General features: G+C 66.2%; 11 protein-coding genes. 1 reads left to right on the forward strand and 10 read right to left on the reverse strand.

What is annotated here, in order from left to right; translation table 11 throughout:
- Positions 1–46: 46 nt before the first annotated feature.
- The 4 genes from GQ56_RS0107025 to GQ56_RS0107040 form a co-directional block, all read right to left on the reverse strand.
- Positions 47–2,284 (reverse strand): polysaccharide biosynthesis tyrosine autokinase, encoded by a 2,238-nt coding sequence (locus GQ56_RS0107025; protein ID WP_031397973.1) that lies wholly within the window; start codon positions 2,282–2,284, stop codon positions 47–49.
- Between the two features lie 37 nt (positions 2,285–2,321).
- Entirely contained in the window at positions 2,322–2,756 is a 435-nt protein-coding gene (locus tag GQ56_RS0107030) for a low molecular weight protein-tyrosine-phosphatase (protein ID WP_031397974.1), read from the reverse strand.
- Positions 2,753–3,928, reverse strand: a complete 1,176-nt coding sequence (locus GQ56_RS0107035) for a polysaccharide biosynthesis/export family protein (protein ID WP_052001507.1) — start codon at positions 3,926–3,928, stop codon at positions 2,753–2,755. The genes GQ56_RS0107030 and GQ56_RS0107035 overlap by 4 nt, the downstream gene beginning before the upstream one ends.
- A gap of 151 nt (positions 3,929–4,079) precedes the next feature.
- Positions 4,080–5,156, reverse strand: a complete 1,077-nt coding sequence (locus GQ56_RS0107040) for a sugar transferase (RefSeq protein ID WP_031397976.1) — start codon at positions 5,154–5,156, stop codon at positions 4,080–4,082.
- 109 nt (positions 5,157–5,265) lie between these two features.
- Between GQ56_RS0107040 and GQ56_RS0107045 the strand changes: the two genes are divergently transcribed.
- Positions 5,266–5,502, forward strand: coding sequence for a hypothetical protein (locus GQ56_RS0107045; protein WP_031397977.1), 237 nt, complete (start codon positions 5,266–5,268; stop codon positions 5,500–5,502).
- Positions 5,503–5,931: 429 nt separating this feature from the next.
- Here the strand turns inward: GQ56_RS0107045 and GQ56_RS0107050 are convergent, their stop codons facing one another.
- From GQ56_RS0107050 to GQ56_RS0107070, 6 genes are all read right to left on the reverse strand, one after another.
- On the reverse strand, positions 5,932–6,918 hold the full coding sequence (locus tag GQ56_RS0107050; protein WP_407638580.1) for a helix-turn-helix domain-containing protein: 987 nt from the start codon (positions 6,916–6,918) through the stop codon (positions 5,932–5,934).
- A 230-nt stretch (positions 6,919–7,148) separates the two neighbouring features.
- Positions 7,149–7,364, reverse strand: a complete 216-nt coding sequence (locus GQ56_RS44030; RefSeq protein WP_152601668.1) for a hypothetical protein — start codon at positions 7,362–7,364, stop codon at positions 7,149–7,151.
- Between the two features lie 991 nt (positions 7,365–8,355).
- Entirely contained in the window at positions 8,356–9,708 is a 1,353-nt protein-coding gene (locus tag GQ56_RS0107055; RefSeq protein ID WP_031397979.1) for a TRAP transporter large permease, read from the reverse strand.
- A 4-nt stretch (positions 9,709–9,712) separates the two neighbouring features.
- Complete coding sequence (locus GQ56_RS0107060) at positions 9,713–10,285, reverse strand: TRAP transporter small permease (RefSeq protein ID WP_031397980.1); 573 nt, start codon at positions 10,283–10,285, stop codon at positions 9,713–9,715.
- Positions 10,282–11,268, reverse strand: a complete 987-nt coding sequence (locus tag GQ56_RS0107065; RefSeq protein ID WP_031397981.1) for a TRAP transporter substrate-binding protein — start codon at positions 11,266–11,268, stop codon at positions 10,282–10,284. Before GQ56_RS0107065 ends, GQ56_RS0107060 begins: the two co-directional genes overlap by 4 nt.
- Positions 11,269–11,715: 447 nt before the next feature.
- Positions 11,716–12,807, reverse strand: a complete 1,092-nt coding sequence (locus GQ56_RS0107070) for a helix-turn-helix transcriptional regulator (RefSeq protein WP_031397982.1) — start codon at positions 12,805–12,807, stop codon at positions 11,716–11,718.
- Between the last annotated feature and the right edge of the window lie 20 nt (positions 12,808–12,827).

Below are 12,827 nucleotides of genomic sequence, written 5' to 3' on the forward strand. Positions count from 1 at the left end.
GCCCCCGCTGCGCCCGTGCGGCGCGCCGTCGACGATCGTGCGCGCGTCACGCATCGTGCATCCCGTATTCATAGGAGACGTACCGGTATCCGCCGTACTTCGATCCGTATCCGTACTGGCCGAGCCGCGGATTGACGCCGTTGAAGATGATGCCGTTCAGGCGGATGCCGTTTTGCGCGAACCGCTTCGCCGCTTCGCCGATCTCGCCGAGCTTCGTCTTGCCGGCCATCGTGACCAGCAGCGACGTGCCGGCGATCGCGCCGAGAATGCCGGCATCGGGCACCGCGAGCACGGGCGCCGAGTCGACGATGACGATGTCGTAACGCGACGACAGCGCGTCGACCAGCGGCGCGAGGTTCCGGTTCAGCAGCAGTTCGGCCGGGTGCTTCGGTATCGTCCCGGTCGAGATGAAATCGAGGCCGTCGACGATCTCGCGATGCATCACGTCGTCCACGTTGGCGCTTCCGGCGATCAGCTCGGTGAAGCCGCGCCCGCGCGGCAAGCCGAGATAGTCGTGCAGCCGCCCCTTGCGGATGTCGCCGTCGATCAGCAGCACGCGCTTGCCCGCGCTGGCCATCACCACCGCCAGGTTCGACGAGATGAACGTCTTGCCCACGCCCGGCGCCGGGCCGGCGATCAGCACGATGTTGTTCTTCGCCTCGAGCATCGCGAACTGCAGCGCCGTGCGCAGGCTTCTCAGGCACTCCACCGCCGGCTCGTTCGGGTAGTCGACCGACAGGACCGACTTGTGGCCGCGCTTGCGTGCGGCCTCTTCGGCCAGCTCGCGCTGGTGGTCGCTGATCGGCACGGTCGTGTAGACCGCAAGGCCGAGCCGGCGCTCGATCTCGTTGTGGTCCGAGATGCCGTGGAACAGCATCGAGCGGACGATCGCGGCGCCGCAGCCGGCGAGCAGCCCGAGCAGCAGCGACGCCAGCGCGACGAGCGCCTTCTTCGGCCGCACCGCGACCTCCGGCACCGCCGCCGTGTCGACGAGGCGCACGTTGCCGACCTTGCCGGCCTGCACGAGCTGCAGTTGCTGCATGTTGTTCAGCAACGCCGTGTAGAGATCGGTGTTGACCTTCACGTCGAGCATCAGGCGCACGGTTTCCTGCTGAAGATCCGGCAGGCGCCGGATCTGGAGCTCGGCGGCGTTCCGGTAGCCGCCCAGCGCCGCGATCTGCTCGTCGATCGCGGCCACGCTCGGATGCCGTTCGGTGAAGCGGGACATCAGTTCCTGCCGCTTCTGCTGCAGTTCGAGCAGGCGCGTCTTCGCGTCCGCGCTCTGCGCCAGCGCGAGCTTCGCTTCCTCGGTGAGATCGACCGTCCCGTGCTCGTTGCGCACGCGGGTGAGGCGCGCCTCGGAATCGGTCAACTGCGCCTTGAGCTGCGGCAATTGGGCGTTGAGGAATTCGAGCGACTGCGCGGCCTCGGCCGATTTGCGCTCGATGTTCTGCCGGACGTACTGGCGGCCGATCTCGTTCATCGTGTCGCTCACCCACTTCGGATCGGTGTCCTGCAGGCTGGCGACGACGACGTCCGATTGCTTCACGCGCTCCTGCACGTTGAGGCGGTCGCGGATATCCTCGATCGTCTTCAGCCGCGAGTTGCGAACCAGCACGAACGCGGCGCCGGGTTTCGCGTCGATCGCGTCGACGCGCAGCGCGACCGGGCCGCGCGGCGAGCGGAACCGCTCCAGCGTGCCGACCGTGCCCTCGACCGCGGCGTCGAAATCGCCGCCTTCGAGCCGATAGCGCTTGCCGCCCAGGTTCGTCAGCACGAACTTGTCGCCTTCGTTCTTGCGCGGCACGTCGAACGTCGACACGTCGATGCGCTCGCGCCCCCATGCGTAGCCGCCGACTCCGGCCAGGCCGGGATCGGACAGCCCGTCGCCGTGGCGCGCGATCCAGTCGCCGATCAGCGGAAAGCGTTTGGGCGATGCGTCGATGAACAGATGCAGCCTGTCCACCGCGCGTTCGACCACCAGCCTCGACGCGAGGATCTGCTGTTCGGCGGCCGCCGACGACTTGACGTCGAACAGCGCGGACACGTCGCCCAGCAGCGACTTGGCGGCGGAGGTATCGGGGCTGTCCTCGACCTGGACCATGATGTTCGCTTCGAACACCGGCTTGCCGAGCACCGCATATGCGAGGCCCGCGACGAGGAATACGCACGTGACGGCCGCGATCAGCCAGCGGCTTTCCAGCAGGATGTCGAGCACCGCGACGAAATCGGTCTCGCCGCCTTCTTCGGCGGCGTGCTGCGGCGGGGCGGAGGGTTGGGTCATGGCAACGATAGGAGGCGAATGTGTTCCGGTGGGGCGTTCAGACGATGCGCAGGCGCTTCGACCACTCGGACACGCCGAGCTCGATCAGTCGCGCGCAGCGTTCGAATACGAACCTGGGCTGGCGGTAAGGGTCGTGCACGTCGAAATCCGTGTATTCGCCGATACGGAACACGCGGCCGCGCACGAACGGGAACTGGCTTTCGAGCGACGCACGCTGCCGCCGGTCCATCACGAGGATCAGGTCGGCTTCGGTGCACAGCGACAAGCCGATCTGCTGCGCGCGGTGCGTCGACACGTCGAATCCGCGCAGGCGCATGACGTCCTGCGCATACGGCGCGGCCGGCATGCCGACCAGCGCGTTCAGTCCGGCGGACACGACGCGGCGCCCGGGCATTGCCCGGCGCAGCATCGCTTCGGCCATCGGGCTGCGGCAGATGTTGCCCTCGCAAACGATCAGGATGGATTCGATCATTTGGTCGCAATCGCCGCGGTCAGGCCGGCGTTGATGGCCGGCATCAACAGGCTCAGCACGCGGCTGAACCGGACGAGCCCGTTGCCGTCGACATACACGACGTCCTTCGGCTTCAGCTGGAACTGGTTCGCCAGCACCATCGCGACCGGCGAGCGCGCATCGAGGTGATAGACCTGCGGCTGCTCGTCCTGCATGCCGCGCACCACGTACAGTTGCGCGGCGTCGGCCGTGTTCGCATTGAGGCTGCCGGCCTGCGAAATCGCTTCGCTCAGCGTCAGGCGGCCGTTGCGCATCGGCATCGCCGTGACCGGCTTGTTGACCTCGCCCATCACGAACACGCCGCTCTCGTCGCGAGGCAGCACGCGCACCAGGTCGCCGTTCCTCAGCACGATCTTCGACGGATTGCGTCCTTGTTCGGCCATCTCGGTCAGGTCGATCCGGCGCTCGACGCCGTCGCGCACGAGGACGATCCGGCTCTGGTCGGCCGACGCCGCAAAGCCGCCGGCCCGCCCGATCGCGTCGTACAGCGTCATCGGGATGTCGTTGAGCGGCTGCGTGCCCGGCGTGTGCACCTCGCCCTCGATATACACCTGCTTTGCGCGAAACGACGCGATGCGCACCGTGACCTGCGGATTCCTGAAGGTCTTGTCGAGACGGTGCGTCAATTGCGTCTGCACCTGTTCGGCCGTGAGCCCCGCGACCGGCAGCCGGCCCGCATACGGAAACTGCAGCGTGCCGTCCTGGTCGACGACGAAACCCGGCGCCGCATCCGCCGCGCGCGGCGCGGCCTGCGCGGGCGCACCGAGCGCCGCCGCCAGTTCCGGGTGATCCCATACCGTGATCTGCAGCACGTCGCCGCGCCCGATCGTGTAGACGCCCGGCGCGGCGACGATGTCGCGCGCGTCGCCGCGCGCGCCGTGCTCCGCATCGCGCAGCCGCCGGATCAGCGACAGGTCGATGTTCGTGACCGGAACCGGCAGCGCGGCGCTGTCGGCCGGCGTGGCGCCGCTTTGCAGCGGAATCGACGCGGGCTGCTGCATGCGCATGCCCGGCGCGATACCGCACGCACCCAGCAATGCGCACAGCGGCAGGATCGCCGCAAGCGAACCGGCACGCGCCGGCCGTCGCGGCGCGGACCAACGCGCCGCGACCATGAGACGCAACCTCTGCATGACAACCTCTCACCTGTTCTAATTTGAAATTGCTCCGATCGCCACGCGCCGCATCGACGCGTGTACAGCACCCCTGTCTAGATCGGACTTGCTGCCTGCTGCCACCTTCCGCGATCGCCCGCGCCCCTGCCGGCGCGCGGGCCCGTCGCGGCTAGTACGCGCCCGAACCGCGCAGCACCACGTTGATCGTCCGGAACAGAATCCCGATATCGCGGCGCAGCGACCATTCGCGCACGTAGGACACGTCGAGCGACACGCGCGTCGAATAGTCGGTGTCGTTCCTGCCGCTGACCTGCCAGAGGCCGGTCATGCCGGGCTTCGCCATCAGGTAGTAGCGCGCGTCCGTGCCGTAGCGCTCGAGCTCGGCCTCGACGATCGGGCGCGGCCCGACCAGGCTCATGTCGCCCCTCAGCACGTTGATCAGTTGCGGCAGCTCGTCGAGACTCGTCTTGCGCAGGAACCGGCCGACCGGCGTGATGCGGACGTCGTTCTTCAGCTTGAACTCGCGATCCCATTCCGCGCGGGCGTCGGGATCGCGCTCCAGCAGCGCCTTGAGCGCCGCATCGGCGTTCGTCACCATCGAACGGAATTTCAGGCATTTGAACCGCCGGCCGTTGCGGCCGACCCGCTCGTGACCGAAGATCGCCGGGCCGCCGTCGCGCCGCACGGTCCAGGCGATGCCCGACAGGACCGGCGCCAGCATGACCAGCAACAGCGACGCGCCGGCCAGGTCGAAGCTTCGCTTGACCATCCGCCCGATTCGCCCTGCCGCCGCGTGGCCGGATTCCTGCTGGCCGAACCGGTCGGCGTGCGCGATGCCCGCCGCGCGAACCTGGCCGCCCGCCCGCTCGATCGCGCCGAAGATCGCGAGCGTCAGCGCGCGAAAGGCGATCAGGCCGATGCCGCTCGCGAGCGTCCAGTACACGAACCATTCGCTCGACAGCACGTGTGCGCGATGCAGCACGTACAGGAGCGCGGTGCTCATGCCCTGCACGACGCTCCAGGCGAGCACGGTGCGGCCGAGCACGCGCAACGGCGATCGCTTGCGCGCCGGCTCGTAGATGCCGCACGCCGGAAATACCGTCAACGCCAGCGCGGCGGCGAACGCCACCAGCGCGCCGTCGAACAGGGCCCCTCGCGCACCGCCGGCCGCACCGATCGACGCGGGAATGAACGCGCCCAGCACAATCAGCCCGATATCGGTCGCTCGATTGATCAACGAATTCATTGATGTGAACTCCTAATTCATCGTCCAACACCCGTTCGCGCGGCGCGTCGGCGCCTCACGTCTTCACTGCATGCGATGCGCATCCCCCTGGCCTCTCCGGCCCGGCACGATGCGCATTCAACGCGGCGCGATCGTCGCGACGTCGTTGCTTCAATGTTTCCGCAGCGCATCATATGCGTCGCCATTCGCGCTTTTACCGCTTGCGTCCGAATTCGCCTTGTTGATGGCGGAACAAATCAAGGCCGATTTCCGCGCGAATTCATTCAATTCATTTCATCGATTGCGCAATGAAATTCCGCACGCGAATGGCAAGCGCGCGCTGAAGCGATTGACGAACGGTTATTGAATTTCGATGGACCGCGCCGGTCGTTTCAGGCGCATCGGGCAGCGACCGAATCCTTCGCTCGCCGCCCGGAACATGCGGGCAAGCACCGGCCGGACGCGATCGGCGCGAATGCTGGCTCGACGAATAAAAAGGCCTGCGCAGTGCGCTCACGGCAGCACGGCAGGCAAAATTCCGAGGAGTGCCGGGGTGCCGCCTCCTCGAAAGTCCAGTCGATAAGTTAATCCGGCGGAAGGGTGCTTTTGACGCGCCATGTCGGACCGCGCCACGATTGTGGCTGAATCCGACTTCGTCGCATTTTGATTGACGAATATCCGGTTTTTATTCCGGAATGACGGCTTCGCAATTCTACTTGAACACGAATATCCGTCATGAAACGGCTTGCACGGTATCGAATCCGGCGGATCGATACCGGTCGGCGCGCCACGCGCCCTAGGAGGTCGTGCCGCTCATCCAGTCGCTCAGATCCGACGCGTACAGCATCTCCGCCGACGCATCGCCGCCCTTTCGCGCGGCGGTCCGGTATTCGGTCGGCGAGGTCTGCAGGTGCTGGCGAAACAGCTTGGCCATCCGGTCGCCGCTGCCCAGGCCGGTGCGCCTCGCGACCTTGTCCGCGGGGAGATCCGTCTCGATCAGCATGCGGCAGGCTTTTTCGAGGCGGATTCTCAGCACGAACTCGGTGGGCGTGACGCCGATTTCGTTCTTGAAGCGCCGCAGGAAATTGCGCTCGCTCATCGCCGCCGCCTGCGCCGCTTCCGCAATCGAGATGCGATTCTCACTGTTCACGCGCAGGTGATGCGCCGCCATCCGGATCAGCGTGCTGGCCCGCGCGACGCGCGCGCCGAACAACACGTCGGTCAACCTCCGGTTCGCGCCGGACACCATGCACGCCACGATTTCCTGCGCGACTTCGTAGCCCATGTCCACCCGGACGATCGACAGCGCATCCGAGAAAGGCCCGTCGTCCTCGTCGCCGGCATAGTCGGCGGCGTCGGGTCCGACCTGCAGAGCCCTGCCGCCATCCATGTCGGGCGAGGCCTTCTCCACCTCCTTCTGCGGCAGGTGCATCTGCGTGAGCAACTTCCGGCCGCCGCTGCTGCCCCTGACGACACGCGCACGCCGGTGCGCATACCTCAGCCAGGCGATCAGCTGCTCGTCGAGCTCGTCGGGATCGTCGATCCCGCCCTGCCCGCCCAGAACGAACATCGCATGCACGACGCTGGCGTCGAGCGTACGGGCCGCGTCCGTCCAGATTCCGACACCCGACGACGACCGGACCGGCCCGCCGTGCACGGAATAGAGCCGTAATTCGTAGTGGTCGACAAATGCGCCGTCCGCACGGCCGAGTTGATTGGCGAGTTCGAAAACCGCGGCAAGCTTGCCCATCTGCATAATGGGAAAACCCTCGAGCAACAGCACGATTACGCTTGCGCGTTGGTGCCCGTTACCGGGGCCTCTACCACGATTCACGGTGAACCCCGCCGATGAATGATTCGACACTGTCTGCATTATTACGGACCTTTGACAATTTCTTACATTTCTGATTTTCTGCGCCGCATCATATGGGCGACCCTCGTCCGCCGATTTGTCAATGTCTGTTTTCGCCGTGTTGTTGTCGGAATCAATCAAGCAGATGGTATGGCCCTTTTTCAAGATTCTTCGTACCCGATCGCAATACATTCATTCAAATCCGCAGACAATTGATGCACGTCATTGACGCGGGATTTTGAACCGGAATATGGTTGGCGGTTCTTTCCGCGGCCGAGTACGAGGAACCGGAATCCGTTGGATACGCCAAAAATACCGGCTGGCAAGGCCGGAGCGAGAAAAGGAGCAGGCATTCGGAATGCAATGCGGCGCTTCATGTGAAACGCGCATCGCCGCATTTCGCCCGGACCGGACGGCCGCCCGCCCCGCTGCGCCTTGCCCCCCGCCCGTGCGGCCCGCTCCCCGGTCAATCGCGTAATTCGGGATGTTTCATGTGAATACCGGGCATGTCGCAATTTCTGGTAATGCCGACGACCGCATGTAAAATCGACCGATTTTTACCTCGAAATTACCGAATTCGAGTCGGCGGCGGAGTGCCGGCATCGTATACACATCGATTTACCGCAAGCGTTTCCGGTGGGGATTTTTATGGACTTTATTGAACGAGCGGGCAGCCTTCTGCCCCGAAACCATATTTAAATCGCGGTTTCATCGCCGAATATTCCGGTTTGACGTCACGCAAACGTTCTCGCCGATACGGATTTACCCATCGACGCGTGCACGGGATTCACGCGACGTGAAACTCTCCATCATTTGCCGCATTCGTCCGCACCGATTCCCCGCGAGCGGGCAAGTTTACCGACCGGACGGACTGTTTTTACGGGCTGTCGAATTGTCTTGACGGACGCGAACTTCCGCCGGCTGTCGGGCCGGCGACGCGCAGGCCGCCGCGGTCGCGCCGGGGGAGGAGTCGTGCGCGCATCGGGCACGCGTCGCCCGGCGGGTGCGGCAAGCTGCAGCGACACTGACGCGGCGTCGGTCGCGCCGGGATCGACGCGCGGGGTCGGTGGAGAGGGAAAACGGCTCGGCGCGCACGTGCGTCCCGGTCGGGACGCACGCGGCCAAAGCCGGCCGAACGGACGGCCGGAAAATATGGCGGGGCCGTGGCGCGCGTGACGGCACGCGCGAAAGATGCCTGCCGCCATGCGGCAGACCGGGACAGTCCCGGGTCGGATGCAAAGGATTGCGAATCAAGCCGGCGCGTTCATTCCGCCGCTTGCCGCCCTCCCGATCGGGCACGCCAAAACGACCGCGGCGCCGGACAACCCAGGTCGTCCGGCGCCGCGGTCAGGCGAAACGGGCGTTCGCTCAGAACACCGCGTGCCCGCTGATGAGGCTCGGCAGCCAGGTGGAGAAGAACGGCAGGTAGGTGACGATGTTGATCGCACTGAAGATCGCGAGATAGTACGGCCACGCCATCTTCGTGGTCTCGCCGATCGACACGTTGCCGATCGCGCAGCCGACGAACTGCACCGACCCGATCGGCGGATGCACGAGGCCGAGCGAGCAGTTCAGCAGCAGCATGATCCCGAACTGCACGGGCCCGACGCCGCACGCCATCGCGATCGGCAGGAACAGCGGCGTCGTGATCAGGATGTGCGCGGCCATGTCGACGAACGTGCCGAGGAACACCTGGATGATGTTGATGTACAGCAGCATCAGCCAGGGCGCGGCGGTCGACTGCTTCAGCAGCCCTTCGATCGCATCCGGAATCTCCAGGTACGACATCTGGAAGCGCAGCATGTTGGACACCGCGATCAGCAGCAGCACGACCCCGGTCGTACGCGCCGCATGCGACAGCGCGCGGCGCAGCTTCTCGACCGTCAGCGTCCGGTAGACGAGCGCGGTCAGCACGAGCGAGTACACGACGGCGATCGCGGCCGCTTCCGTCGCGGTCGCGATCCCCTTCGCGACGCACACCAGGATGATCGCGATCACCATCAGCCCCGGCACCGCGCCGACGAAGCTGCGCAGCACCGCATACCAGCCGGGAAACGCGGGCAGCGCGGACGAGCCGTCCGCGCGGCGCGGATAGCCGTGACGCACGGCCTGCCAGTATGCGGCGGCGAGCACGAAGCCCATCACCCACAGCACCGGCAGCAGCCCCGAGAACAGCAGGTCGCCGATCGACACGCCGCTCACCGGCTGGCCGTGCAGCATCCCCGTGATCCCCTGCGCGGCGAACGCGTAGATGATCATGTTGGTGGAGGTGGGCATCAGCGCGCCGGCCAGCGACGCGTGCGTCGTCACGTTGACCGCGTATGCGGCGCTGTAGCCTTCGCGCTTCATCAGCGGGATCACCACGCCGCCCATTGCCGACGTATCGGCGGTCGGCGAGCCCGACACGCCGCCGAACAGCGTGCAGGCGACGACGTTCGCCATCCCGAGGCCGCCGCGGAAATGGCCGACGGTCGCCTGCGCGAAGCGCAGGATCCGGTCGGCGATGCCGCCGTGCAGCATCAGTTCGCCGGAGAAGATGAAGAACGGCACCGCGAGGAACGAGAATGCATTCATCCCCGAGACCATCGCCTGCATCGCGGTCGCGATCGGCAGGCCTTCGACCATATAGGTCAGCACGCACGCTATCCCGAGCGCGAACGATACGGGTACGCCGAGCACGAGGAAAATCAGAAAACTGACGGACAGGATCGCGAGTTCCATGGCGTTATTGTCTCGACGAAGGACGACGGAGCGCGAGCAGGTGCTCGAGCGAGAAGAGGATGATCGCGATCGCCGCCGGCATCGCGATCAGGTAGCGCACGCCCTCGGGCAGCCCGATGATCGGAATGCGGTCGCCCATCGTCTCGGCGGCCATGCTGCCGCAGCCGGCCATGATCATGATCGCGAACGCGATCAGGCTCAGGTGCTGGACCGCGACGACCGCGGTGCGCGACCTCGGCGGCAGCCGGCGCACGAGCGAGTCGAGGCCGATGTGGCCGCCGTCGCGCACCTTCATCGCCGCGCCGAACATCGCGATCACGATCACGAGCAGCAGCGCGATCGGCTCCACGAAATCCGGCGCGTTCTCGAACACGTAGCGCATCACGACCGCGTAGAACACCAGCACCGTCAGCACCGCGAGGCACGCCGACGCGATCACGGCCAGCACGCGGAACAGCACGTCGTTCACGCAGCGCAGCAGCGGCGCCGTGTGCGGCCGGGCCGGCGCCGCGCCATCCGGGGCGGCGGCCTGCGCACCCGCGGCCGCCGCGCTGTTCAGGGAAGTGCGTCGCGTCACTTGGTCGCCTCAATCTCGTCGACGATCTGCTTCATCTGCGGCGTCTTTTCATACTTGGTCCACAGCGGCTGCATCGCCTTCACGAACGCCGCGCGATCGATCTGCCCGGCCGGCACGATCTTCGCGCCGCCCTTGGTCACCGTCTGCTGCGCGGACGCCTCGCGCGCGGTCCACAGCTTCTGGTAGTACGGCACCGAATCGGCCGCCGCCTTCCGGATCGCCGCCTGCTCCTGCGGCGACAGCGTGTCCCAGACCTTCTTCGAGAACACCAGCACTTCCGGCGTCATCGCATGCTGGGTTTCCGAGTAGTCGGGCGCGACCTCGTAGTGCTTGGTTTCCTCGTACGACGGCATGTTGTTCTCGGCCGCGTCGACGAGGCCCGTCTTCAGGCCCGTGTACACCTCGGCGAACGGCATCGGCGTCGGCGTGCCGCCCATCGCCTTGATCTCGTCGACCATCAGGTCGGACGGCTGCACGCGCACCTTCAGCCCCTTCATGTCGGCCGGCGAGCGCACCGGACGCTTCGCGTAGATCGAGCGCGCGCCGCTCTCGTAGAACGTCAGCGCGATCATTCCCTTCGCGGTAAACGCGTCGAGGATCTTCTGGCCGGCCGGGCCGTACATCGCCTTGCGGAAATGATCGACGTCGCGGAACAGGAACGGGAACGACGGGATCAGCGATTCCGGCACGATCTCGTTGAACGACGCACCGTTCACGCGCGCCATGTCGATCGCGCCGATCCGCACCTGGTCGACCGTGTCCTTCTCGGAGCCGAGCGCGCTGTTGCCGAACACCTTGATCGAATCCTTGCCGCCCGTCTGCTTCGACAGTTCGTCGCCCATGTACTTCACGGCCATGTTGGTCGGGAAGTTGTCGCCGTGCACGTCCGCCGAGCGGAACACGCGCGCATGGGCGGACGTCGCGAAGCCGGCCAGCAGCGCGACGGCCAGTGCGGTACGGGAGCGGGTGAATCGGTGCTTCATCGTCAGTCTCCTTGATGGTTGTACTCGTTATTGCGCGGCGATCCGCCGGCCGGCGCGTGCTTCGGCGCCGTGCTCGCCGACCGCAGAGTCATACGTCGTATGACGTGTTGACGCGAATGTACGTCGGTTAATCGTTTAACTCACTTGGTGCATACCCGTAGAACTACTGTCATGCAGCGTTTTCTGGATTGTCCGGGGAATCGCATTCTCTGTTTTGGGGAATTTCTGCGAAACGTTTTCCTGAACCGGGTTCCTCTCCACGCGCGACGACCGCGCGACCGCAGGCATCGGCAGCGAAAATTTATCTTTCGCTTCGCTTGCATTTGTCATAGGATGTCCGATCACACAGGGCAGCACTCGGCGTCATGTGACGCACAAGCGCCCTGCCCGATGCGAAGGAAACGGGACGACGGAGATTCCGGGCAGGCGACGGCGCCTGCCGCGCCGTCACGCCTGCATGACCAGCGATGTCAGTTGCGCCGCGCGCGCCACTTCCGTCTTCGCGTAGATCGACTTGATCTGCGTGCGGATCGTGCCGATCGACACGCCGCGCAACCCGGCGCATTCCTGCGGCGACAGCCCGTCGCAGCAGAGCAGCACCGCGAGCTCGGCTTCGGCCGACGAGAGCCCGTAGAACACCCGCAGCCGCTGCGCGCGGGCCGACGGTGCGCGCAGGTCGGCGGCCGTCATCAGCGTCGCCGCGCCGGGCCGCTCGCGCATCAGGCGCGACTGCCCGGGCACCGGCATCAGCGCCAGCGGCAGCGGCTCGCCGGTCACGCGCCGCAACAGCAGCCCGCCGCAGGCGATTGCATGACGCCATTGCGCGTCGTCGGCGCAGCCGTCAGGCACGAACCGCCCGTTCACGATCCGCAGCGCCGGCTCCGCCGCGATCAGCTGGTCGGCCGCGCGATTGGTGTAGCGCAGCTCGCGTTGCGCGCCGAGCAGGAAGACCGGCACCGGAATCGCATCGAGCGTCGATTCCGCGGCGGCCACGCGCGCCTCGAGCGCCCCGATCCGCGCCTGGATCTGCAGCGCGCGGCTGATGTGCACGCCCATGGTTTCGATCGTGCGGCGCTGCTCGTCGGACAGGCCTTGCGATTCGGGGCCGCTCTGGACGCTGAGGAAGGCGCCCGCGCCTGCGTCGCGATGGATGTACAGGCCCGAGATGCTGCCGAGCCCGTACGGATGGAGGAATTCCTGGTAGAACGCACCGTGCGTGCGCTGCTGCGCGGACAGGTGCCGGATGTCCTCGAACCAGCGGCCGGCCGGCCAGTTGCCGGCGACCGGCACCACCGGGTCGTACCGGTAGAACTCGGTGTTGTAGGTGTGGTAACACGCGGCGACCCACGAGGCGTCGTCGCCCGCCGCCTGCTCGATCGCCGGCACCCTCGCCGCATCGTCGAACGACAGCAGCGTGACCATGCGCACGCCGACCGTCGACCGCAGCCCGTCCAGCACCGCTTCCCATCGCTGGTCGCCCAGCGCCGCCGCGTAGACGTCATCGATCCACGCCGATGGAATCAATCCGTTCAGTTGCATCTGGCCACCCCGCGCCGTGC

The organism is Burkholderia paludis (assembly GCF_000732615.1).
In the GTDB taxonomy this organism is placed as follows: Bacteria; Pseudomonadota; Gammaproteobacteria; order Burkholderiales; family Burkholderiaceae; genus Burkholderia; species Burkholderia paludis.